Below are 23412 nucleotides of genomic sequence, written 5' to 3' on the forward strand. Positions count from 1 at the left end.
TCCGCGGTGGTCGCCGAGAACCCGGTGGCGCGGCTCGGCCGCAAGGCCGCCCCCCGGCACGATCCGGTACGGGAAGGCTGGGGAGCCCCGGGGCGACACCCGTCGGGCGCCCACTCGGGCACCTGCTCGGGCGCCCCGAGCGCCTCCGGAGCCCCAAGCGCCTCCGGAGCCCCAAGCGCCTCCGGGGCGGCTAGAACCTCCGGAGCCCCGAGCACCTCCGGAGCGGTCAGAACCTCCGGCGCCCCGGGAACCTCCGGAGCGGTCAGAACCTCCGGGGTGTCGAGAGTCCCTGGAGTGCCGGGGGTCTTGGGAGCCCCGGGGGCGGTGCCCGGGGCCTCAGGTGCCCCCGCCGCGCGCCGTCCGTCCGCCTTTGCGCCGGATGCCGCGCTTCCGCGCCGTGGCGGGTTCCGGCCGGGCCCGTACGGGCTCCGCTCCCGTTCGTACGGGCTCCGGGTGCCGGGCCCCGGTCTCGTGGAACCGGCCGCGCGGCTGCTGGAGCGGATCCGCCGCGGCGCCGGGGCGGCGCGCTGAGTGCCCTCAGATGGCAGCCCCGGGCGGACGGCGTATCCACGCCATACGGGCACTGAATTGGCACTCCGCTTGACCGAGTGCTAATCGCGGTCATAGTCTCGGGTCTGGCACTCCCCACTGGAGAGTGCCAATACAGCGACAGGCAGGTCCGGCACCCGCGACGACGGATCGACCTGGTCGCCACCCCAGACAGTTAAGCCCGTGAGATCTCCGAAGGGGGAGGTCGGATCGTGACGACCGCCAGCTCCAAGGTTGCCATCAAGCCGCTCGAGGACCGCATTGTGGTCCAGCCGCTCGACGCCGAGCAGACCACGGCCTCTGGCCTGGTCATCCCGGACACCGCGAAGGAGAAGCCCCAGGAGGGCGTCGTCCTCGCTGTTGGTCCGGGCCGTTTTGAGAACGGCGAGCGCCTGCCGCTCGACGTCCAGACCGGTGACGTTGTGCTCTACAGCAAGTACGGCGGCACCGAGGTGAAGTACAACGGCGAGGAGTACCTCGTCCTCTCGGCCCGCGACGTGCTCGCGATCATCGAGAAGTAGGTCGGGTTCCCGGGGGCTCGTCCCCCGGAAGCTCCTACCCCGTTTGTTCCTGATCTGCGCCCCCGGCTCCCGCTGACACTCAACAATCGGGCGCTGGGGGCGCATTTCGTCTCAGAAGAGGACTGAAACGCTCCCATGGCGAAGATCCTGAAGTTCGACGAGGACGCCCGTCGCGCCCTTGAGCGCGGCGTCAACAAGCTTGCCGACACGGTCAAGGTGACGATCGGCCCCCGTGGCCGCAATGTCGTCATCGACAAGAAGTTCGGCGCCCCCACCATCACCAACGACGGTGTCACGATCGCCCGCGAGGTCGAGCTCGACGACCCGTACGAGAACCTCGGCGCCCAGCTCGTGAAGGAGGTGGCGACCAAGACCAACGACATCGCGGGTGACGGCACCACCACCGCCACCGTGCTGGCCCAGGCCCTGGTCCGCGAGGGCCTGCGCAACGTCGCAGCCGGCGCCTCCCCGGCCTCCCTGAAGAAGGGAATCGACGCCGCCGTCAAGGCCATCTCCGACGAGCTGCTCGCGACCGCGCGTCCGATCGAGGACAAGTCCGACATCGCCGCCGTCGCCGGTCTCTCCGCCCAGGACCCCCAGGTCGGCGAGCTCATCGGCGAGGCCATGGACAAGGTCGGCAAGGACGGTGTCATCACCGTCGAGGAGTCCAACACCTTCGGCCTGGAGCTCGACTTCACCGAGGGCATGGCCTTCGACAAGGGCTACCTCTCCCCGTACATGGTCAGCGACCAGGAGCGTATGGAGGCCGTCCTTGAGGACCCGTACATCCTGATCAACCAGGGCAAGATCTCCTCGATCCAGGACCTGCTGCCGCTGCTGGAGAAGGTCATCCAGGCGGGTGGCTCCAAGCCGCTGCTGATCATCGCCGAGGATGTCGAGGGCGAGGCGCTCTCCACCCTGGTCGTCAACAAGATCCGTGGCACGTTCAACGCGGTCGCCGTCAAGGCCCCCGGCTTCGGTGACCGTCGCAAGGCGATGCTCCAGGACATGGCCACCCTCACCGGTGCCACCGTCATCGCCGAAGAGGTCGGCCTCAAGCTCGACCAGGCCGGTCTGGACGTACTGGGCAGCGCCCGCCGCGTCACGATCACCAAGGACGACACCACCATCGTCGACGGTGGGGGCAACTCCGCCGACGTCGCGGGCCGGGTCAACCAGATCAAGGCCGAGATCGAGTCCACGGACTCCGACTGGGACCGCGAGAAGCTCCAGGAGCGCCTCGCGAAGCTGGCCGGTGGCGTGTGCGTGATCCGTGTCGGTGCCGCCACCGAGGTGGAGCTGAAGGAGAAGAAGCACCGTCTGGAGGACGCCATCTCCGCGACCCGCGCCGCGGTCGAGGAGGGCATCGTCTCCGGTGGTGGCTCCGCGCTCATCCACGCCTCCAAGGTGCTGGAGGGCAACCTCGGCAAGGAGGGTGACGAGGCCACTGGTGTCGCCGTCGTCCGCCGCGCCGTCGTCGAGCCGCTGCGCTGGATCGCCGAGAACGCCGGCCTGGAGGGCTACGTCATCGTCTCCAAGGTCGCCGAGCTGGGCGTCGGCCAGGGCTACAACGCCGCCACCGCCGAGTACGGCGACCTGGTGAAGGCCGGTCTCATCGACCCGGTCAAGGTCACCCGCTCCGCGCTGGAGAACGCCGCTTCCATCGCCTCCCTGCTGCTCACGACCGAGACCCTGGTCGTCGAGAAGCCGGCCGAGGACGAGGGCGACGCCGGTCACGGTGGCCACGGTCACTCCCACTGACGTCCCAACACGTCAGCGTTACGGACGGGGCGAGTAGGCCCCTCCGGAACCAGTAGGCGCACAGCCGGGCCCGGTGCTCCCGTCGCGGGAGCATCGGGCCCGGTGCTGTCTCGGCACCGCCCTGGCCGCCGACCGCCTGAGCCGCCGACCGCCAGGGGCTTGAGCCGTCAGAAGCCCGAGCCGTGGCCGGGGCCGCTGCCACGCCGGGCCACCGCCGCCGTCCGGTGCGGTCCGGACCGGTGAGATCACGCGGACCGGTCCCGGGCCTCCGCCGACACCGGCTCGGCGAACGGCCGTCCCGTCGCGAACCGCTCCAACTCGTCGAGGGCCAGATCCGCCAGCCGGTGCAGCTCATTGCCGAGCGAGCCCGCGATATGCGGGGTCAGCAGCACCTGGGGGAGCGTGTACAGCGGGGAGTCGGCGGGCGGAACGTCCGGCTCGGTCACATCGAGCACCGCGCGCAGTCGGCCGGAGACCAGTTCCGCCAGCAGCGCCTCCCCGTCGACCAGCGAACCGCGCGAGGTATTGATCAGCGTCGCCCCGTCGGGCATCAGCGACAGACGGCGGGCATCGATCATCCGACGGGTCGCCGGCAGCTCCGGCGCGTGGATCGAGACGATGTCACTGCCACCGCACAGCTCGTCCAGGCCGACGCATACGACACCCAGCGCCTCGGCCTCGGCTTCGGTGACATACGGGTCGTGCAGCAGGACGTGGATGTCGAAGGGGCGCAGCAGACCGATCACCCGGCGCCCGATCCGGGAGGCGCCGACGATCCCCACCGTACGGCGGTAGTTGCCCGCGCCCGCGAGTTCGCCGAGCCAGTCGTGCGGGGCGCGCAGTTCCCCGTACCGGTGGGCCGATTCCCGCACCCGTTTGCCGGCGAAGAGGATGGCGGCGAGCGTGTACTCGGCGACGGGCAGTGCATTGGCGGCGGCGGCGGAGGACACGGCGAGGCCGCGCTCCCAGCAGGCGTCGGTGATGTGGTGTCGGACCGAGCCCGCCGCGTGGACGACCGCCCGCAGCCGGGGCGCGGCCGTGAGGACCTCCGCGCTGAGCGGGGGCGCTCCCCAGCAGGTCAGCAACACATCGGCGGTGGCGAGCGCGGCGGCGACAGGGGGTGTCGGTGTGGCCAGATCATGGGCGATCAGCCAGGGATCGGTACGGGCGAGGGTGGTGAGCCGGTCACGGTGCCGGTCGGTGAGGAGCCGTTCGGCCACGCCGGGGCCCATGGCGAGCAGTACGTCGGGCCGGTGATCGATGTCATGGCGCATGGGATTCCCCTCGGTGGCCGCGGGCCCGGGGCGCTCCCCGGATGCCCTCGCTCGGTTCCTACCCCCGGCCGATGTCACCGACCGCCCGCTTCCCGGCGCCCCGGGCCTTCCGCCCCCACCGGCGGGGGGTGGCCGTTACTGGGGGCCGTACTTCCGGCCCGTCTTGGAGGTCATGCCACCGAGCAGACCGCGCGGCGCCAGCTTCACCAGTCCCATCAGCGCCTTGTACCGAGGATCCGGGACCGAGACCGTCTTCCCGCGTGCCAGATCCGCCAACGCCGTCTCCACCAGCTTGTCCGCGTCCAGCCACATCCAGCCGGGGATGTTGTCCGTGCCCATTCCCGCCCGCTGGTGGAACTCGGTCCGTACGAAACCGGGGCAGAGCGCCATCAGCCGCACCCCCGACCCGGCGAGATCCCGCGCGGCCCCCTGGGAGAACTGGACGACCCACGCCTTCGACGCGCCATAGGTTCCCCGGGGCACGAAGGCCGCCACCGAGGCCACATTGATCACACCGCCCCGGCCGCGCTCCCGCATCGGTCCACTGGCCGCGGCGGTGAGCCGGAGCACCGCCTCGCAGTGCACCTTCAGCATGGTCAGCTCATCGGCCATGGACACTTCCAGGAAGCGTCCCTTGTTTCCGAATCCGGCGTTGTTGACCAGCAGATCCACCGGGTCCTTCCGGTCCGCCAGCCGCTTCTCGACCGCCTCGATGCCCTGGTCCGTCGAGAGATCGGCGGTCAGCACCTCGGCCTCGATGCCGTGCCGGTCATGCAGTTCGGTGGCCTGTTCCCGCAGCCTCTTGGTGTCGCGGGCCACCAACACCAGGTTGTGTCCCTCGGCAGCGAGCCGCCGCGCGAACGCGGCGCCGATGCCCGCGGTCGCTCCCGTGATCAGTGCACTCGTCATAGACGGCACGTTAGTGCCCCGCGTGGGATGCCGGTGCACGCACCGGGCCTGCCCGCTGTCCCTTCTCGACCACCACGAACTGCCCCATCATCCCTTGGTCCTCATGGAACAGGAGGTGACAGTGGTACATGTACGGGCTGTGTGGATCGGCCGGCCCGGTGAAGCGCATCGCGATCCGCACCGTCGTGTTGGGCGGCACGAACACCGTGTCCTTCGCCCCGCGCAGCTCCGGTGGCGGCTCCCGGCCGTCGACCGCCAGCACCCGGAACTGGACGTCGTGCACATGGAAGTTGTGTGGAACACCGTGGTCGTTGCGGACGATCCAGGTCTCGGCCGTGCCCCGGACGACGACCTCGTCTATTCGGTCCAGCCGCATCTCCTTGCCGTTGATGCCGGGGGTGACCAGTGTGAACCTCCGCTCGCGCACCGAGTCCGAACCGTCCGGTACTTCCGGCTCGCTCAGCTCGGCCGGCAGCTCGGGGGAGGGGCGCAGGGTGGCGGCGGCCCGCAGCTCCAGGACGTCGAAGGTGTCGTCGCCCCCACCGAACCGCTGTTCCCAGCCGGATCCGTAGCTGTTGTGCGGGAAGCTGCGCAGCACGGTCCGCCCGCCGGGCTCCATCCGCACCACTATCTCGGCGCGCTCGCCGGGCGAGAGCTGCACGCGGTCCAGCCGAACCCCCTTCGCGAGCAGCCCGCCGTCGGAACCGATCAGGGTGAACGGGCGGTCGTCGGAGAAGCCGAAGTCGTAGATCCGGGCGGTGGAGGCGTTGAGCAGCCGCAGCCGGACCAGTTCGTCACCGACGGTCCGGTACGGATCGAGGGTGCCGTTGACCATCGTGCGCTCGCCGAGGAATCCGGTGTTCCGCAGGAATCCCCTGTCGAAGTCGAACTTCGCCCCGTCGAACGTCACATCCTGGACGATGACCGGCAGATCGTCGACGCCGTACCTCTTCGGCAGCGGGAGCCGTGCCGATCCGTCGTCGTCCAGGAGGAACATCCCCGCGAGCCCGCGCTGGACGTGCCGCTCCGTCCGGCCGTGCGGATGCGGGTGGTACCAGAGCGATGCGGCGGGCTGATTCACCGTCCAGTGCGGGCTCCAGCTCGCGCCGGATGCCACCATCTGGTGCGGGCCACCGTCCATCCGGGCGGGCAGTCGCATCCCGTGCCAGTGCACGGTGGACGCCTCGCCCAGGGTGTTCCTGATCCGCACCCGGACCTTGTCGCCCCGCTTGGCGCGCAGCGTCGGCCCGAGGTGGTCGCCGTTGAACCCCCAGGTGGGGGTCGCCCCGCCGGGCTTCAACTCCTTCCGCCCTGACTGCATCGTCAGGTCGAAGACCCGGGTCCCGTCCTTCTCCACCGTCGGTTTCGCCAGCGGCGGTATGGCCAACTCGCGGTCGAACCGGGTGCCCTCGGTCGACATATCGGCACCGGTGTAGAGCCAGAGCGCGCCGCCGCCCAGCGACATGGCCAGGACGGCCAGCACGGTGGCGAGGATGATGAGGACACGCTTGGGTCGGGACATACGACAAGCGTTCCGGGGGCGGTTCGCGCGGGCATCGGGGACGGCCCTCAGCCGTCCCCGAATCAAGTGCCGGGCGCCCTCAGGGCTTTCCCCTTACACGTAATCGGCCGACCCGGTGGCCCCGTGCTTCCTCATGTACACGTGGGCTTTTCCGCGCAGTTCGGGGTGGAGCGCATCGCCCGCGGCGAGCACCCTCGGCAGGAGCGAGCGCTCGGCGGTCGCCGCCCGGAAGGCCAGCTCGACCGTGACGTCGTGAGCCGGCCGGTGCACGATGCCGATCGCATCGCCGGCGCGGATCTCGCCGGGCTCGACGACCCTGAGATACGCCCCTGACCGGGCGGTCCTGGTGAACCGCTTGACCCACCCCTTCTCGCTCGCCCAGCCGTTCTCGCCCAGCCAGCCCGCGAAGGTGCGGCAGGGGATACGACCGCTGGTGATCTCCAGCACCAGTCGGTCCCCGATCCGCCAGCGCTCGCCGATCAGCGCGCCGTTCACATCGATGCCGATCGTGGTCAGGTTCTCGCCGAACGCTCCGTTGGGGAGGGAGCTGTCGAGTTCCCGCCCCCAGTGGTCCAGGTCCTCGCGGGCGAACGCGTACACCGCCTGATGCGTGCCGCCGTGCTGCCGTAGATCGGCGATGGTGTCCCCGGCGAGACCCGAGCCCCCCTCGCCCTCCGGCCGCTCCGGGCCGGGACACGTCACCCGTACGGCCCCGTCGACCGGCTGTTTGTCGATGCCGGTCAGACCACCCGGGCTGTCGGTGTACTCCACGATCCGGGGGCGGCTCACATTCACCGTCAGAAGCTTCATGGCAGCACGCTAGTCGTCGCTACCTGAAAGGTTCCAGCCAAAAATTTCAGCGATATCCAAGAGTCGCTTATGCTCGAAGGGTGATTGAGGCCCGTCATCTCCGAGTCCTGCGCGCCGTGGCCGGTACCGGCTCCTTCTCCGCCGCCGCGCGTGCCCTGGGGTGCACCCAGCCGGCCGTCAGCCAGCAGATGAAGGCGCTGGAGACGTCAGCCGGCACCCCCCTGCTGATCCGTACGGGCCGTGAGATGCGGCTGACCCAGGCCGGCGAGGTGCTTGTGCGCCACGCGTCCGGCATCCTCGCCGGGCTCACGGCGGCGGAGGAGGAGGTCGCGGCCATCGCCGGGCTGCGGGCGGGCCGGGTCCGGCTGGTCTCCTTCCCCAGTGGCAGCTCCACCCTGGTGCCCACCGCCCTGGCCGCGCTGCGGGCCGCCCACCCCGGCACCCGGGTCTCCCTCGTGGAGTCCGAGCCGCCGCGTTCGGTGGAGATGCTGCGCGAGGGCGACTGTGATGTGGCCCTGGCCTTCCGCTACGGGGGATCCGACGAGCGGGGCGCCGAATGGGAAGACCTGATCGTCCGCCCCCTGCTCACCGATCGGCTCGTGGGCCTGGTCCCCGAGGGGCACCGGCTCGCCACCGCGGGCCGCGTCACCATCGGCGATCTCGCCGACGAGCCCTGGATCGCGGGGTGCCCGCGCTGCCGCCGCCAGCTTGTGGACGTCTGCGAGGAAGCCGGTTTCACCCCCCGTATCGACTTCGCCACCGATGACTACCCGACGGTGATCGGGCTGGTCGGCGCGGGGCTGGGGGTCGCGGTGCTGCCGGAGCTGGCCATGGAGTCGGTGCGGCTCAAGGGCATACGCACGGTGACGGTGGATCCCCCGGTGGTCCGCGAGATCGTCGCCCTCACCCTGCCGGACCTCTCGCAGGTCCCCGCGGTGGCGGTCACCCTCGACCAGCTTTCCCGCGCGGCCTCCCGCTGAGCCGGGGCCGACGGTCCGTGGTGGGCTTTCGTCACGTGTGGTGACGCCGTGGTGCCGAGTTCGGCACCCGCTTGTGCAGGAACGTTTCTGCGTTGATGTGCGGGGCGTGGGCGTCAGCCCTGGCCCGTTCCCTGGGTACTCGTCGCCGGGACTAGTCGGTGGCGTGCGCGCCCCATCAGTTCCTCGCGTTCGTCCTCTGTTAGTCCGCCCCAGACGCCGTAGGGCTCGCGCACGGCCAGTGCGTGCGCCGCGCACTCCGCGCGCACCGGGCACCTCATGCACACCTCTTTCGCCGAGTTCTCGCGAGCACTGCGTGCCGCGCCCCGCTCGCCCTCGGGATGGAAGAAGAGCGAACTGTCCACCCCACGGCAGGCCGCGAGGAGCTGCCAGTCCCACAAGTCGGCGTTGGGTCCGGGAAGGCGGGAGAAATCAGCCATAGCGCTAGCCCCTTGAAACCGTACTGAGCGGATCGGTCAGGTCGGCGCGCGAGCGGGATACGAGCCGCATCCGGCACCCGCACTGCCTCACGACCGTACATCTCCTGTGTAAGTAGATGTAAATATGACTCATTGCGAATCTAGCCACAGACACCACTAAAAGTGAAGAAAAGAAGCTAAATGGGGCATATCTAAGGAGTGAAGAACCGTTCTCCCGCAGCGCTCACCGCTGTACTCGCCCCGTCACATGGAGTGCCGAAGATGCCGGACCGGCCCGTAACTCTTTCGAGTGACCGTCGTTGGTAGGGCGGAGGCGGTTGAAGGAACTGATGCTTGGGCACATGCCCGGGCGCGTTCAACCGCACAGGTGACGAAATGTACCCAGCCTGGAGGCTCAAGGTGACGCGCATCAGCTGCGGAGGGCGGCCATGACATCCGTCCTCGTCTGCGACGACTCCCCGCTTGCCCGAGAGGCGCTCCGCCGCGCGGTCGCGACCGTGCCCGGCGTAGAGCGCGTGACGACCGCGGCCAACGGCGAGGAAGTGCTCCGCCGCTGGGGCGCCGACCGCTCGGACCTGATTCTGATGGACGTACGCATGCCCGGTCTGGGCGGCGTCGAGACCGTCCGCCGGCTTCTGTCCGCCGACCCCGGCGCCCGGATCATCATGCTCACCGTCGCCGAGGATCTCGACGGTGTGGCGCTCGCGGTCGCCGCGGGGGCCCGCGGCTATCTGCACAAGGACGCCTCGCGCGCCGAGCTGCGCGCGACCGTCACCCAGGCGCTCGCGGACCCGACCTGGCGGCTCGCCCCCCGACGACTGCGCTCGGCCGAGATGGGCGCGGCGCCCACCCTCACCGCGCGTGAGATCCAGGTGCTGGAGGGCATGAGCCACGGCCGGTCCAACGCCGAGATCGGCCGTGAGCTGTTCCTCTCCGAGGACACGGTGAAAACACACGCGCGCCGACTCTTCAAGAAGCTCGGTGCCTCGGACCGGGCCCATGCGGTCGCGCTCGGATTCCGCTGGGGTCTGGTGCGCTGACCGCTTCTCTCCGGCCCGCCGAAGGGCCCTCCTTCCCGGCCGGATCCCGGTCGATCGGGAAGGCGGGCCCTTCGCGGATCGGGCCGCCCCGGGGGCGCGGCGAACCCCGCCCGCCGTACGGTGGACGGGGAGACGGGCGACCGTGGGCGTCCGTTTCCCCCGCGATGCCGCATCCTTGAGATGTGGAGTTCCTCGGGAACGAGTCCGGCGAGCGGAAGGGGAGGGCGCAGGCCATGAGTTCCGGCGCACCTGCTCATAACGCTTCGGTGCACAACATGGGACGCGGTGCCACGAATCAGTGGCCGCCAAGGCACCATGGACCGATGCGTGACGACCAGACCACGGTGATCGGGGCGCTCGTCCACCGTGCTGTCGACGGAGACGAGCAAGCCACGCACGATCTGCTCGCGCATGTCCATCCCCTCGCGCTGCGCTTCTGTCGCACCCGGCTCAACCGGCTGCCCGGCGACGCGCGTCACTTCGTGGAGGACCTCGCCCAGGAGGTCTGCGTCGCGGTGCTGATGGCCCTGCCGCGGTACCGGGACACCGGGAGACCCTTCGAGGCGTTCGTCTTCGCGATCGCCTCGCACAAGGTCGCTGACCTGCAGCGGGCGGCCATGCGCCACCCGGGATCAACGGCCGTGCCGTCCGACGAGATGCCCGAACGCCCCGACGATTCCCTCGGTCCCGAGGAGCGTGCGCTGCTCAGCGACGACGCCGAGTGGGCCAAGAGACTCCTCGCCAATCTCCCGGACAACCAGCGCGAGCTGCTGGTGCTGCGGGTCGCGGTCGGGCTGACCGCCGAGGAGACGGGACAGATGCTGGGCATGTCGCCCGGCGCTGTACGGGTCGCCCAGCACCGCGCGCTGAGCCGCCTCCGGGCGCTCGCCGAACAGTAAGTACTCGCCGAGCGGTAAGCGACAGCCTCCGGCCCCCGCCCGGTGCGGTGATTCCCGCTCCGGGCGGCGGCCACGGTCCGGGCGCGATCCCCGGGCCCGGGCCCGTCACCACACCGGGGTTCCGCGGGAAGGCCCCGTACGACAGAGGTACGACATACGTACGACAGGCGTATGACCGGCTGTGACGCATCTCCGTACGACGGTCCCGGTATCGCCTCCAGGGGGCGCCCGGCCGTGGGTGAGGTCCAGGTCGTGGGCCAGATGACGGGCCCGTACGATCCGTCCCGGCGACTGTGTACCAACGCACAAACCCGCTGAGTGATCTTGATCGTGGAATGAGACGGTGTCCCGGGCCGTTAGCATGGACATCCGCACCGATCAAGGCCATTTGGGGAAGGTGTCATGACCAACGTCGACGGAGTGCCCGAGAAATTCGCGACACTCGGGCTGACCTACGACGATGTGCTGCTGCTGCCGGGCTCCTCCGACATGGCGCCCGACCAGATCGACACCTCCTCGTACATTTCCAAGAACGTGCGGGTGAACATCCCGCTCCTGTCCGCCGCGATGGACAAGGTCACCGAGGCCCGGATGGCCATCGCCATGGCCCGGCAGGGCGGCGCCGGTGTGCTGCACCGCAATCTCTCCATCGCCGACCAGGCCAACCAGGTCGATCTGGTCAAGCGCTCCGAGTCCGGCATGGTCACCGACCCGATCACGGTGCACCCCGACGCGACGCTCGCCGAGGCGGACCAGCTCTGCGCGAAGTTCCGTATCAGCGGTGTCCCGGTAACCGACCGCGGCGGCAAGCTGCTCGGCATCGTCACCAACCGCGATATGGCCTTCGAATCGGACCGCAGCCGTCAGGTCCGCGAGGTCATGACCCCGATGCCGCTGGTCACGGGCAAGGTCGGCATCTCCGGCGTGGACGCCATGGAGCTGCTGCGCCGCCACAAGATCGAGAAGCTTCCGCTGGTCGACGACGGCGGTGTGCTCAAGGGTCTGATCACGGTCAAGGACTTCGTCAAGGCCGAGAAGTACCCGATGGCCGCCAAGGACAAGGACGGCCGGCTGCTCGTCGGCGCGGCCGTCGGTGTCGCGGGTGACGCCTTCGAGCGGGCCCAGGCCCTGGTCGAGGCGGGCGTCGACTTCATCGTCGTCGACACCGCGCACGGCCACTCCCGCCTGGTGGGCGACATGGTCGCCAAGATCAAGTCGAATGCGGGCGGTGTCGACGTCATCGGCGGCAACATCGCCACCCGCGACGGCGCCCAGGCGCTGATCGACGCCGGTGTCGACGGCATCAAGGTCGGCGTCGGACCGGGCTCCATCTGTACGACCCGAGTGGTCGCCGGCATCGGCGTGCCGCAGGTCACCGCGATCTACGAGGCATCGCAGGCCGCCGCCGCTGCCGGGGTCCCGGTCATCGGTGACGGTGGCCTCCAGTACTCCGGAGACATCGCGAAGGCGCTGGTCGCGGGCGCGGACGCAGTGATGCTCGGCTCGCTGCTCGCGGGTTGCGAGGAGTCGCCCGGCGAGCTGCTCTTCATCAACGGCAAGCAGTTCAAGTCCTACCGGGGCATGGGCTCGCTCGGCGCCATGCAGTCCCGCGGTGAGCAGCGTTCCTTCTCCAAGGACCGCTACTTCCAGGAGGGCGTGGCCTCCGACGAGAAGCTGGTGCCCGAGGGCATCGAGGGCCAGGTGCCCTACCGCGGCCCGCTCTCCGCCGTCGTCCACCAGCTCGTGGGCGGTCTGCGGCAGTCGATGTTCTACGTCGGCGGCCGTACGGTGCCCGAGCTGCAGTCCAACGGCCGCTTCGTCCGGATCACCTCGGCGGGACTCAAGGAGAGCCACCCGCACGACATCCAGATGACGGTCGAGGCGCCGAACTACAGCAGGAAATAGCACGACGTAGCAGGACCGTAGCGAAAAGTAGCCAGCAGCGGCCTCACCTACGCGCGGAGGGGCGGTACCGGGTATTCCGGCACCGCCCCTCCCGTGTGCGTCGGGGATACTGATAGGCGCAGACGTAGAGGGAAAGGCCACACAAGGTGACTGAGATCGAGATCGGGCGCGGCAAGCGCGGCCGCCGGGCGTACGCGTTCGATGACATCGCCGTCGTACCGAGCAGGCGCACGCGGGACCCGAAGGAGGTCTCGATCGCCTGGCAGATCGACGCCTACCGCTTCGACCTGCCCTTCCTGGCCGCCCCGATGGACTCGGTGGTCTCTCCGGAGACCGCCATCCGCATCGGCGAGATGGGTGGGCTGGGCGTCCTCAACCTCGAAGGGCTGTGGACCCGGTACGACGACCCGCAGCCGCTGCTCGACGAGATCGCGGAGCTGCCGGCAGAGACCGCGACCCGCCGCCTCCAGGAGATCTACGAGGCCCCGATCAAGGAAGAGCTGATCGGTCGGCGCATCAAGGAGGTGCGCGACGCGGGTGTGGTGACGGCCGCCGCGCTCTCCCCGCAGCGGACGGCGGAATTCTCGAAGGCCGTGGTGGACGCGGGTGTCGACATCTTCGTCATCCGGGGCACGACCGTCTCCGCCGAGCACGTCTCGGGCGCGGCCGAGCCGCTCAACCTCAAGCAGTTCATCTACGAACTGGACGTTCCGGTCATCGTCGGCGGCTGTGCCACGTACACCGCCGCGCTGCACCTGATGCGCACGGGTGCGGCCGGTGTCCTCGTCGGCTTCGGCGGTGGCGCCGCGCACACCACGCGCAATGTGCTGGGCATCCAGGTGCCGATGGCGACGGCGGTGGCTGATGTCGCCGCCGCCCGCCGTGACTACATGGACGAGTCCGGTGGTCGCTATGTCCACGTCATCGCCGACGGCGGGGTGGGCTGGTCCGGCGATCTGCCCAAGGCCGTCGCGTGCGGCGCCGACGCGGTCATGATCGGCTCCCCGCTGGCGCGCGCGACGGACGCGCCGGGCCGGGGCCGCCACTGGGGCATGGAGGCCGTCCACGAGGACGTGCCGCGCGGCAAGCTGGTGGACCTGGGCATCGTCGGCACCACGGAGGAGGTCCTCACCGGCCCCTCGCACATCCCGGACGGTTCGATGAACTTCTTCGGGGCGCTGCGCCGGGCGATGGCCACCACCGGTTACAGCGAGCTGAAGGAGTTCCAGCGCGTCGAGGTGACGGTGGCGGACTCGCAGCACAAGCGCTGACGTCTCACGCTTTTTCGGTTCATCTGGTTTTTTCGGATTTATCCGGGCGACGGCCCGGCACCGTCCCACGGCGGTGCCGGGCCGTCGTGCTGTTTCGCCCCTGTGCCGATGGGGCGCCTGTTCACAGCCGGTGCGCCGCGCCGGCCGGGGTGGCCCCCCGGGTGTCGAGGAGGAGCTGCGCCTTCACGGCGAGGCCCTGGAGGTCGTACGTACGGTGGTGCTGGAGCAGCACCGTCAGATCCGCGGCGGCGGCGGCCTCGTAGAGCGAGTCCGCGCGCGGGACGGGCTGCGCGTTGACCCGCCAGTCGGGCACATACGGGTCGTGGTAGCTGACCGTCGAGCCCAGATCGAGCAGCCGGCGGGCGATCTCGGTGGCCGGGGATGCCTGGAGGTCGGCGAGATCGGGCTTGTAGGTGATGCCGAGGAGTAGCACCCGCGCGCCGCGCGCCGACTTCCCGTGCTCGTTCAGCAGGGTGGCGCAGCGCTGGATCACATACTGCGGCATCCGCTCGTTGATCTCCTGGGCGAGGCCCACCATCCGCAGGGGGTGGCCTGGGGTGCGCCCGCTCTGCGGGAGGACGCTCGGGTCCAGGGGGACGCCGTGGCCGCCGACGCCGGGGCCCGGACGGAATGCCTGGAAGCCGTACGGTTTGGTCTCGGCGCAGCGGATGACGTCCCAGAGGTCGACGCCGAGGTTGTGGCAGAGCACCGCCATCTCGTTGACCAGGGCGATGTTCACATGGCGGAAGTTGGTCTCCAGCACCTGGACGGTTTCGGCCTCGCGGAGGCCGCGGGCGCGGACCACCTTGTCGGTGAGGCGCCCGTAGAACGCCGCCGCGGATTCGGTGCAGGCGGGGGTGAGGCCGCCGATGACCTTGGGGGTGTTGGCGTAGTCGTGGGTGCGGCTGCCGGGGTCCACCCGACCGGGGGAGTACGCGAGGTGGAAGTCGCGGCCGGCGCAGAGCCCTGAGCCCTCTTCGAGGATCGGGCGCAGGAAGGACTCCGTGGTGCCGGGCTGTACGGCGGATTCGAGCAGCACGGTGGTGTGCGGGCGGAGTCGCGCGGCCAGGGCGTGCGCGGCCTCGGCGAGGGCGGTGAGGTCGAGGTTGCCGTCCGGGCCGAGGGGGGTGGGGACGCAGATGGCGGCGGTGCGTACGCGGCCGAGTTCGGCCGGGTCGACGACGGTGCGGAACCCTCCGGAGACCATGCGGCGGATGTCGGCGGGGGTCCGGCCCGCCGCGGGTTCATTGAGCTGCCGTGGATCGGTGTCGTAGCCGATGGTCTCGACACCGGCGGCGACGGCGGCCTGGGCGAGGGGCAGGCCGTGGTGACCGAGTCCGATGACGGCGAGATCTGCGGGCATGGGGTTGGCCTTCCCTTAACCGGAGGGGAGCGTTGGCGCAAGCCCTGTGGGCAGAACGGGCGGGCGCAATGTCAGACTAGGCGTAAATATGACCGTTATGCGGCATTGTGCGCTCGTGGCTCCCCGAGTGTTATCCACAGGCGGTGGCTGAAGTCGGCGACTGCGGACAGAATCGATGTTGTGAGTCCGGTCGCCGGGTGTGGAGCCCGGTGACGGGTGCGCGGTTCCGGGGCGGATGAGCCCCGGTCCGGGCATGGACAGCACGGACGGCGACGGATGTGCGGCGCTCGAACGGGAGGGCGTGCGCGTGACACGTCCGGCCGCGACGGCGGGCGTACGGCGTCTGACCGGGGCGGTCGGGTGTGTCGACCGGCCCGGACCGGGCAGGCGCACCGGGACCGGACGGTCCGGACCAGCCGCGAGGTGGCCGGCCGGGACGGGCCCGGTCGTACGGAGGCCGGCCCGCTCGGTGGCCGTTCGCGCGGGGTCCGATCACGGGGTGACCGCTCGCGCGGGCATCCGGGCAGAGGCGGGTCCGACCCCCGGGTCACAGGGCCCGGACAGGGGTACACGGGGGCGACGGGAGGCAACCGCAGTGAAAACAGCGACACTGGGACCCGAGGAGCGTGCTCAAGCACTGGCCGCCATGGCCGAGCGTGAGCTCGACCTCTTGGTGGTCGGCGCGGGCGTGGTCGGCGCCGGGACCGCGCTGGACGCGGCGACGCGAGGGCTCGCCACCGGTCTGGTCGAGGCCCGGGACTGGGCGTCGGGCACATCGAGCCGGTCCAGCAAGCTCATCCACGGCGGCCTGCGCTATCTGGAGATGCTGGATTTCGCGCTCGTCCGTGAGGCGCTGAAGGAGCGCGGGCTGCTGCTGGAGCGGCTGGCACCGCATCTGGTGAAGCCGGTGCCGTTCCTCTACCCGCTCCAACACAAGGGTTGGGAGCGGTTCTACGCGGGATCGGGTGTCGCGCTCTACGACGCGATGTCCCTGTCGTCCGGCCATGGCCGCGGACTGCCGGTGCACCGTCATCTGTCCCGGCGCCACGCGCTGCGGGTGGCGCCCTGCCTGAAGAAGGACGCGCTGGTCGGGGCGTTGCAGTACTACGACGCCCAGATGGACGACGCCCGCTATGTCGCGACCCTGGTCCGCACCGCCGCGAGTTACGGCGCCCAGGTCGCCAGCCGCGCCCGGGTCATCGGATTCCTGCGCGAGGGCGAGCGGGTGGTCGGGGCCCGCGTCCAGGACGTCGAGGGTGGCGGGGAGTACGAGATCCGTGCCAAGCAGGTCGTGAACGCCACCGGGGTGTGGACGGACGACACCCAGGCGCTGATCGCCGAGCGCGGCCAGTTCCATGTGCGTGCCTCCAAGGGCATCCACCTGGTGGTGCCCAAGGACCGCATCCACTCCACGACCGGGCTGATCCTGCGCACCGAGAAGTCGGTCCTCTTCGTCATCCCCTGGGGGCGACACTGGATCGTCGGGACGACCGACACCGACTGGGACCTCGACAAGGCGCACCCCGCGGCGTCCAGCGCCGACATCGACTATCTGCTGGAACACGTCAATTCGGTGCTCGCCGTGCCGCTCACCCGGGACGACGTCCAAGGGGTGTACGCGGGGCTGCGACCACTGCTCGCCGGGGAGTCGGACGCCACCAGCAAGCTCTCCCGGGAGCACACGGTGGCGCACCCGGTGCCGGGGCTCGTCGTCGTCGCGGGCGGCAAGTACACGACGTACCGCGTGATGGCGAAGGACGCGGTGGACGAGGCGGTGCACGGCTTGGACCAGCGGGTCGCCGCCTGTGTCACGGAGGACGTGCCGTTGGTCGGCGCCGAGGGATACACCGCGCTGTGGAATGCGCGGGCGAGGATCGCGGCGCGGACGGGCCTCCACGTGGTGCGCGTGGAGCATCTGCTCAACCGCTACGGGTCGTTGACCGAGGAGTTGCTCACCCTCATCGCGGCGGACCCGACGCTCGGTGAACCGCTCGGTGGTGCGGACGACTATCTGCGGGCCGAAGTCGTCTACGCCGCGTCACACGAAGGTGCACGCCATCTCGATGACGTACTGACCCGGCGGACCCGGATCTCCATCGAGACCTTCGACCGGGGCACCCGCAGCGCCCGGGAGTGCGCGGAGCTGATGGCACCGGTGCTGGGATGGGAGAAGGAACAGATCGAGAAGGAAGTGGCGCACTACGAGAAGCGGGTGGAGGCGGAGCGCGAGTCGCAGCGGCAGCCGGACGATCTGACGGCCGACGCGGCACGGCTGGGAGCGCCGGACATCGTGCCCCTCTGATCCCTGGTATCCGTAGTCCTGGCAGGGTCGTGACCGGTGGGCGGTGAGCCGCGCGCCGAGTAGTGGCATGGTGGGCGGGTCCCGTACTCCGGACCGGCCCCGGGCTCCCCGCCGAGGGACCCGGGAGAAGTGCCGGCCCCGGAGTGAGGGACAATGAAGGCTCTGCCAGGGTGTGTTACCGCATCGCGCGGGAGCGGCAGGTGCGGGCGAAATCCAGGGATCGCAGAGGGGACGCATGTCGGAGGCGGAGCAGTCGCGGGAGCCCCAGCGGGACAAGTCCGAGGAGCCCAAGGCACGTAAGCCGGAAGAGTCCGGTAAGGGATCCGGGGAGCCCGAGGGAAACGCGGAGGCCGAGGTGCGGCCGTGGGTCGGGGGCCGGTCCCGTTCTGACGCCGGTACAGACGCGGTACCTCGCGGCGAGGTTGAGGCCGGTTCCGGCACCGGCCAGAAGGATTCGGTTGCCACCTCCGCCATGAGCGTGCGGGCTGACGAACCGGCGGACGGCGCCGATCGTGCGGCGGCCCCGGTGAACGGCGCGGAAGCGGGCCCGGAGGCCGGCACGCGGACGGGTGCGGAGGGCGGGGTGAAGGCCGGGGCCGGAACCGCCCGGCAGGACGGCGGTGCCGGCGAGGCGGTCAAGGTGCCGCGTCAGACGACCGGCCGGGAATCCGTGACCACGCGGGCCGCCGAGCGGGGCGGTGCGGCGGCGCGGGGCGGCAAGGGTGCCGCGAGTAGACAGGGTTCTGGGCAGGATTCCGAGGGGCGGTTGCTCTCCGGGCGGTACCGGCTGGGCGGCGTGCTCGGACGGGGCGGCATGGGCACGGTCTGGCGGGCGGTCGACGAGACCCTCAGCCGTACCGTCGCGGTGAAGGAGCTCCGCTTCCCGAACAGCATTGACGACGAGGAGAAGCGCCGCCTCATCACCCGTACGCTCCGCGAGGCCAAGGCCATCGCCCGGATCCGCAACAACAGCGCGGTGACGGTCTACGACGTCGTCGAGGAGGACGACCGGCCGTGGATCGTGATGGAGCTGGTCGAGGGCAAGTCCCTCGCCGAAGTCATCCGTGAGGACGGCACGCTGACGCCGCGCCGGGCCGGCGAGGTCGGGCTCGCGATCCTCGACGTCCTGCGGTCCGCGCACCGCCAGGGCATTCTGCACCGCGATGTGAAGCCGTCCAATGTGCTGATCTCCGACGACGGCCGTGTCGTGCTCACCGACTTCGGCATCGCCCAGGTCGAGGGCGACCCGTCGATCACCTCCACCGGGATGCTCGTCGGCGCGCCCTCGTACATCTCACCCGAGCGGGCCCGTGGCCACCGTCCCGGCCCCGCCGCCGACCTGTGGTCACTGGGCGGCCTGCTCTACGCGAGCGTCGAGGGCTGCCCGCCGTACGACAAGGGCTCCGCCATCGCGACCCTGACCGCGGTGATGACCGAGCCCCTCGACCCCCCGAAGAACGCGGGACCGCTACTGGAGGAGGTCATCTACGGCCTGCTCGCCAAGGACCCCGCCCAGCGGCTCGATGACTCCGCCGCGCGGGCCCTGTTGACCAAGGTGGTGCGCGAGCCGGAGCGTCCGGCCGAGCCGGATCCACCGCATGACGTCACCCGGGCGATGACCCTGCCGACGATCCCGCCGCCCACCCGGCCGACGACCGCGGCGGACGCCGCGGCGGCCGAGCGGCGGCGCGGTGCCCCCCGCCCGGCGCGGAACACCGCGCCAGTGGCGCCGCCGCAGTCCGCGTCACACCGGCCCGGCACTCCACAGCGCTCCTCCGCGCCGCCGCAGCCGCCGGTCCAGCGGGCCGCGCGGGTGCGGGCGCCGTTGACCGATGTGGTCTCCCGCCGCACCCTGTCGATCATCGTGATCGTCATCGTGCTCGCCGTCCTCGGTACCGCGCTGTATCTGTGGCAGAGCGGGAACGACGAGGGCGACAAGGCCAAGGACGACACGACCACGTCGGCCGGGGCGTCCTCCGGAGGCGGTGACCCGAAGGCAGACGGTGGTGCGGGCAAGACCGCCGACACTCCCACCGGCGGCACGGACGACAAGGGCACGACGGGTGACAAGGGCGACAAGGCCGGCGACGGGAAGTCGCCCGGGGCGGACAAGTCCGGCCCGCCCGCGGCAGGAGGAGTGCCGGCCGGGTACACAGCCGTCTCCAACGACCGGTTCCGTTTCACCATGGCGATGCCCAAGGGATTCACCATGACCGACATAGCCGGTAAGAACTCCGGGGGCATCTTCAGCCGCGACGGGGGATTCCCCCAGGTGCAGGTCGACTTCAACTCCCGCCCGGGGAACGACGCGGCCCGAGCCTGGAAGAACGCCCGCCCCGGAGTCAGCGCGTCCAGCCCCGGGTACAAGCACCTGGGGATAGGAGAGGTCCAGTACAACGGCTACCCGACCGTCGCCGACTGGAAGTTCGAGCGCGATCAGAAGGGCGAGCGGGTGCGCATACTCAACAGGGGTTTCAAGGTGGATTCCGGGCGCGGCTACTCGATCATGGTCACTTGTAAGGCGGACGAATGGGACGCGGCCGAGTGTGTGACCCTGCGCGATACGGCGTTCGCGACGTTCAAGCCCAAGGACTGACCCGGGGACGTATCGTGAGAGTTCGTGGTGGCTGCGCGGCCACAACCGCCCGTGCTTCGACCGGAATTGACGCGTAATGACGTGACGACGTATCGGCGTTCCGCCGCGGTCCCGACGACCGGCTGAACGAGCGGCGTGCTGGAGGGGAGGCGACGTGGACGACTATGCGGGAAGGGTGCTCGCGGACCGCTACCGTCTGCCGCTGCCTCCGTCCGACGCGTACGAACTGGCGGAGACCCGGGCGTTCGACACCTACAGTGGCCAGGAGGTCCTGGTCCGGCAGGTGCCGCTGCCGGAGATCGTGGAGGCCGAGGTCGTCGAGTCCGACGGTCCGGCGACGGGCACGGTGCCGAGGAGGGCCCAGGGCCGTGCGGTGCGGCCCCCCACCGACCCCGCGGTGCTCCGGGCGGTCGAGGCCGCCCAGGCCGCCGCGCGGATTCCCGATCACCCCAGGCTGGACCAGGTCTTCGACGTCTTCGCGGAGGCCGGGTCGCTATGGATAGTGAGCGAGCGGGTCGCGGCGCGGCCGCTGGCCGCGCTGCTCGCGGAACGCCCGCTCACCCCCTACCGGGCCGCCGAGGTCGCCTCCGACGTACTGACCGCCCTGCGGGTACTGCACGCGCACGGCTGGACCCATCGGAACATCACCTCCCGTACGGTCCTCGTCTGTGATGACGGGCGGGTCGTTCTGACCGGTCTCGCCTCCGGCGCGGCGGAAGAGGCGCTCTGCGGATACGCGCCCGTGCCGCAGGAGGTGCTGGAGCCACTCGCCGACGACGCCGGCGATGTCGACGAGTACGGCGACGCCGACGCGTACGGATCGGACGACGGCTTCGACGCCGACTCCGGTGTCGACTTCGATGACGATGGCGACGACGGCTTCGGTGCGGGCGAATCCACTCAGGCGGAGTTCGCTGAGGACGAGGACGGGGCCCAAGACGCCGACGAGTACGGCCTGGTGGAGTACCGGGAGGTGGCGTACGGGGAGTACGACCCGTACGGCGGCCGGGGCCGGGACGAGCTCCCGCTGGAGCACCAGCCCGGTCTCGTACGGCCGTACGCGCCCCCGCCGCCCGCTCTCGGCGCTGGCCAGGAAGCCGACGGCGGGGCGCCGGACGTACGGGCCGCGCGAGCGGGTGCCATCGCCGCGTACCGTGCGGGCGCCCGCGCCGCCGCCCGGACCGGCGAGGGGCAGCGCGGGACCGGCGACCCGGTGCAGTCCGGTCACGACCCCGACTGGTGGGCCAAGAAGCCCGCCGCGCCCGGTCAGGGACCCTCCCCGCGCCAGCAGGAGCGGGGCCCGGCGAGCGGCCGTGCGCCGGCACGAGCCTCCGACGATGACGACGCGGGCGACGAGTACGACAACCTCGATGACCTCGACAACGACGCCGACTACGGCCCCTCGGGAAGCCAGGGGCACGGCCACGCCCGGCTCGCGGGCACCTGGCACGACGGCGGCCTCCCCGGACGGGACGGCTCCCGGACGCTCTCGGCCGGCGGCGGCTCCGGGGATTCCCGCCCCAATCCCCACCGTGACACCGACCCCTACGGCGTTCGGCGCGAGCCGTCCGCCTCGCGTACGGCTGCTCCGGCCGGCGACCCGTACCGCGACCGCCCCGCCCTGCCCGCGAGCCGATCCGGTGCGGGCGCGCCCACCACCGGTGGCGGTGCCGGACGGGACGCCCTGCGGGCCGACGCCCAGCGACTGCCCGAACCCGCCGCCCCGCACGCCCCGGTCGGCCGCTGGGACGAGGTCGTCGCGAGCGGCGAGACCCCCGTCTACCGCGGCCCGGCCACGCCGCTCGCCGCCGAGCGGGCCCGGCAGACGCGGATCGCCGTGGTCGGCGCCGTCACTGAGCGCTGGGCCCCCGAGCAGGCCGGCCCCGTCCATGAGAACTGGCGGCTCGCGCCCCCCGTCGGCCCGGCCACCGACCTCTGGGCGCTCGGTGCGCTGCTCTACCGCTCGGTCCAGGGCCACGCCCCCTACCCCGAGGACCACGCCGCCGAGCTGGTCCAGCTCGTCTGTGCCGAGCCACCCGCCTTCGCCGAGGAGTGCGGGGCGCTCCGCCCGGTCGTGGAGTCGCTGCTGCGCCAGGACCCGACCGAGCGCCCGGACTTCGAGGAGCTGAGCGGGTGGGTGCGCTCGCTGGTGCGGTCGGCGCCCGAGCCCGAGGCCGGCATGGACGTCGTCCAGCTACCGTCCGCCCCGGCGACCAGTAGCCGACTCCCCGTCGTACGGCGCCGGGGCGAACTGGTCCGCTGGCGCCGGACGAAGTCGACCGAAGTCGTCCACGGCCGCCACCGCCACAAGAAGCCACGGGGCGAGGGCCGCGGACCGCGGGCCCTCGGCCGCATTCTGGTGACGCTGGTTCTTGTGCTGCTGCTCGCGGCCATCGCGTACGCCATGCTCTTCCTGCCGAAGGCCGACAGCGAGGACGGCACCAGGACCCAGGGCGACGCGGGCCCCCGCCCGACGGCCTCACAGAGCCCCGACCCCGACGGCAAGGCCGCGAACCCGCCGCCGAAGGCGTCCGGCAAGCCCGGTTCCGACCGGCCGGGTTCCGAGCAGCCGCAGACCTCGGCGCCGGCCGGGGACCTTCCGTCCGGATTCGTCTCACGACAGGACCCCGAGGGATTCCGGACCGCCGTCGACAAGAACTGGCAGCGGCGCCCGATCAACGACGTCGGCCAGATCCGTTACAGCAATGGCGATTTCACCCTGATCGTCGTCCCCGGTCGCGACAGCGTCCAGGCCAACGGTGACGATCCGCTGGTCTACCAGCGGGACAAGCAGCGCGAGCTACAGCCGTTCCGGGACTCCTCCTGGGCCGAGGCCACCGGGCTGCGCCGAATAGAGGTCGGGCAGCGGGTCATGGCCGAGGGCCAGTTCAGCTGGCAGGACAGCAACGGCCAGCAGGTCTACGTACGGAATCTCGTGATGATTCTCGACGGCCGGTACCACATCGTGCAGGTGATCGGCCCGAGCGATCAGCGTGACCGGGTGACGGAGGCGTTCCGCGCGGCGGCCGACTCCTACCGGCTGACCGGCTGACCGGCTGACGGGCCGACGGGCCGACCGGCTGACCCGTGCTCGGCGGGGTGGTGGTCGGGTCGCCCCGCGCGCGCTGGCTGGGGTGTCTCCCGGTGCTGTCCCCGCCTCCTTCGGCTGCCCTTGCCGCCCACAAGCCGCTGATCAGGGCTTATGTGCCAGTAATCACTGGCGTCGTCAATCCTTCACTGACGGCGCTCCCCGGAGCCCCCGCCAAAAGCTGT

At 70.8% G+C, this 23412-nt stretch carries 16 protein-coding genes; 10 read left to right on the top strand and 6 right to left on the bottom strand.

The window, feature by feature from the left end; all coding sequences use genetic code 11:
- Nucleotides 1-761 precede the first annotated feature (761 nt).
- A complete protein-coding gene (groES, locus tag ACH4S7_RS08295) occupies nt 762-1070 on the top strand; it encodes a co-chaperone GroES (protein WP_398520305.1) in 309 nt (102 codons plus the stop codon).
- A 135-nt stretch (nt 1071-1205) separates the two neighbouring features.
- The gene (groL, locus tag ACH4S7_RS08300) at nt 1206-2831 is read left to right on the top strand and encodes a chaperonin GroEL (protein WP_398520306.1); all 1626 of its coding nucleotides are present in this window, start codon (nt 1206-1208) and stop codon (nt 2829-2831) included.
- Nucleotides 2832-3076: 245 nt separating this feature from the next.
- Here groL and ACH4S7_RS08305 read toward each other — a convergent pair whose 3' ends face one another.
- From ACH4S7_RS08305 to ACH4S7_RS08320, 4 genes are all read right to left on the bottom strand, one after another.
- A complete protein-coding gene (locus ACH4S7_RS08305) occupies nt 3077-4105 on the bottom strand; it encodes a hydroxyacid dehydrogenase (RefSeq protein ID WP_398520307.1) in 1029 nt (342 codons plus the stop codon).
- A gap of 135 nt (nt 4106-4240) precedes the next feature.
- Entirely contained in the window at nt 4241-5014 is a 774-nt protein-coding gene (locus tag ACH4S7_RS08310) for an SDR family NAD(P)-dependent oxidoreductase (RefSeq protein ID WP_398520308.1), read from the bottom strand.
- A 10-nt stretch (nt 5015-5024) separates the two neighbouring features.
- Nucleotides 5025-6536 carry a multicopper oxidase family protein gene (locus tag ACH4S7_RS08315; RefSeq protein ID WP_398520309.1) on the bottom strand — a complete coding sequence of 504 codons (1512 nt, stop codon included), beginning with the start codon at nt 6534-6536 and terminating at the stop codon, nt 5025-5027.
- Between the two features lie 93 nt (nt 6537-6629).
- Nucleotides 6630-7346: an MOSC domain-containing protein gene (locus tag ACH4S7_RS08320; RefSeq protein WP_398520310.1), complete on the bottom strand. Its 717-nt coding sequence runs from the start codon at nt 7344-7346 to the stop codon at nt 6630-6632.
- A gap of 80 nt (nt 7347-7426) precedes the next feature.
- Here ACH4S7_RS08320 and ACH4S7_RS08325 point away from each other — a divergent pair, with 80 nt between their 5' ends.
- Nucleotides 7427-8326 carry a LysR family transcriptional regulator gene (locus ACH4S7_RS08325; RefSeq protein ID WP_398520311.1) on the top strand — a complete coding sequence of 300 codons (900 nt, stop codon included), beginning with the start codon at nt 7427-7429 and terminating at the stop codon, nt 8324-8326.
- A 113-nt stretch (nt 8327-8439) separates the two neighbouring features.
- Here the strand turns inward: ACH4S7_RS08325 and ACH4S7_RS08330 are convergent, their stop codons facing one another.
- The gene (locus ACH4S7_RS08330) at nt 8440-8763 is read right to left on the bottom strand and encodes a WhiB family transcriptional regulator (protein WP_398520312.1); all 324 of its coding nucleotides are present in this window, start codon (nt 8761-8763) and stop codon (nt 8440-8442) included.
- Nucleotides 8764-9191: 428 nt separating this feature from the next.
- On the opposite strand from ACH4S7_RS08330, the gene ACH4S7_RS08335 reads away from it, so the two are divergent.
- From ACH4S7_RS08335 to ACH4S7_RS08350, 4 genes are all read left to right on the top strand, one after another.
- Nucleotides 9192-9803 carry a response regulator transcription factor gene (locus ACH4S7_RS08335; RefSeq protein ID WP_003948568.1) on the top strand — a complete coding sequence of 204 codons (612 nt, stop codon included), beginning with the start codon at nt 9192-9194 and terminating at the stop codon, nt 9801-9803.
- 323 nt (nt 9804-10126) lie between these two features.
- Nucleotides 10127-10702 carry a sigma-70 family RNA polymerase sigma factor gene (locus tag ACH4S7_RS08340; protein WP_398520313.1) on the top strand — a complete coding sequence of 192 codons (576 nt, stop codon included), beginning with the start codon at nt 10127-10129 and terminating at the stop codon, nt 10700-10702.
- A 402-nt stretch (nt 10703-11104) separates the two neighbouring features.
- Nucleotides 11105-12607, top strand: a complete 1503-nt coding sequence (guaB, locus tag ACH4S7_RS08345; RefSeq protein ID WP_398520314.1) for an IMP dehydrogenase — start codon at nt 11105-11107, stop codon at nt 12605-12607.
- A 146-nt stretch (nt 12608-12753) separates the two neighbouring features.
- Nucleotides 12754-13878, top strand: coding sequence for a GuaB3 family IMP dehydrogenase-related protein (locus ACH4S7_RS08350; protein ID WP_398520315.1), 1125 nt, complete (start codon nt 12754-12756; stop codon nt 13876-13878).
- 121 nt (nt 13879-13999) lie between these two features.
- On the opposite strand, the gene ACH4S7_RS08355 is transcribed toward ACH4S7_RS08350, so the two are convergent.
- The gene (locus ACH4S7_RS08355; RefSeq protein ID WP_398520316.1) at nt 14000-15241 is read right to left on the bottom strand and encodes a nucleotide sugar dehydrogenase; all 1242 of its coding nucleotides are present in this window, start codon (nt 15239-15241) and stop codon (nt 14000-14002) included.
- A gap of 595 nt (nt 15242-15836) precedes the next feature.
- Here ACH4S7_RS08355 and ACH4S7_RS08360 point away from each other — a divergent pair.
- The 3 genes from ACH4S7_RS08360 to ACH4S7_RS08370 all read left to right on the top strand — a co-directional run bounded on the left by ACH4S7_RS08360 (nt 15837) and on the right by ACH4S7_RS08370 (nt 23191).
- A complete protein-coding gene (locus tag ACH4S7_RS08360) occupies nt 15837-17543 on the top strand; it encodes a glycerol-3-phosphate dehydrogenase/oxidase (RefSeq protein ID WP_398520317.1) in 1707 nt (568 codons plus the stop codon).
- 472 nt (nt 17544-18015) lie between these two features.
- The gene (locus ACH4S7_RS08365) at nt 18016-20139 is read left to right on the top strand and encodes a serine/threonine-protein kinase (protein WP_398520318.1); all 2124 of its coding nucleotides are present in this window, start codon (nt 18016-18018) and stop codon (nt 20137-20139) included.
- Between the two features lie 154 nt (nt 20140-20293).
- Entirely contained in the window at nt 20294-23191 is a 2898-nt protein-coding gene (locus tag ACH4S7_RS08370) for a protein kinase (protein WP_398520319.1), read from the top strand.
- Nucleotides 23192-23412: the final 221 nt, after the last annotated feature.

The organism is Streptomyces sp. NPDC020965, assembly GCF_044333555.1.
Taxonomy (GTDB): domain Bacteria; phylum Actinomycetota; class Actinomycetes; order Streptomycetales; family Streptomycetaceae; genus Streptomyces.

Bases quoted from the DNA above. Each gene is read 5' to 3' on its own strand.
- groL (WP_398520306.1), top strand. From the start codon at position 1,206: ATGGCGAAGATCCTGAAGTTCGACGAGGACGCCCGTCGCGCCCTTGAG.
- ACH4S7_RS08305 (WP_398520307.1), bottom strand. From the start codon at position 4,105: ATGCGCCATGACATCGATCACCGGCCCGACGTACTGCTCGCCATGGGC.
- ACH4S7_RS08310 (WP_398520308.1), bottom strand. From the start codon at position 5,014: ATGACGAGTGCACTGATCACGGGAGCGACCGCGGGCATCGGCGCCGCG.
- ACH4S7_RS08315 (WP_398520309.1), bottom strand. From the start codon at position 6,536: ATGTCCCGACCCAAGCGTGTCCTCATCATCCTCGCCACCGTGCTGGCC.
- ACH4S7_RS08320 (WP_398520310.1), bottom strand. From the start codon at position 7,346: ATGAAGCTTCTGACGGTGAATGTGAGCCGCCCCCGGATCGTGGAGTAC.
- ACH4S7_RS08330 (WP_398520312.1), bottom strand. From the start codon at position 8,763: ATGGCTGATTTCTCCCGCCTTCCCGGACCCAACGCCGACTTGTGGGAC.
- ACH4S7_RS08335 (WP_003948568.1), top strand. From the start codon at position 9,192: ATGACATCCGTCCTCGTCTGCGACGACTCCCCGCTTGCCCGAGAGGCG.
- ACH4S7_RS08340 (WP_398520313.1), top strand. From the start codon at position 10,127: ATGCGTGACGACCAGACCACGGTGATCGGGGCGCTCGTCCACCGTGCT.
- guaB (WP_398520314.1), top strand. From the start codon at position 11,105: ATGACCAACGTCGACGGAGTGCCCGAGAAATTCGCGACACTCGGGCTG.
- ACH4S7_RS08355 (WP_398520316.1), bottom strand. From the start codon at position 15,241: ATGCCCGCAGATCTCGCCGTCATCGGACTCGGTCACCACGGCCTGCCC.
- ACH4S7_RS08365 (WP_398520318.1), top strand. From the start codon at position 18,016: ATGAGCGTGCGGGCTGACGAACCGGCGGACGGCGCCGATCGTGCGGCG.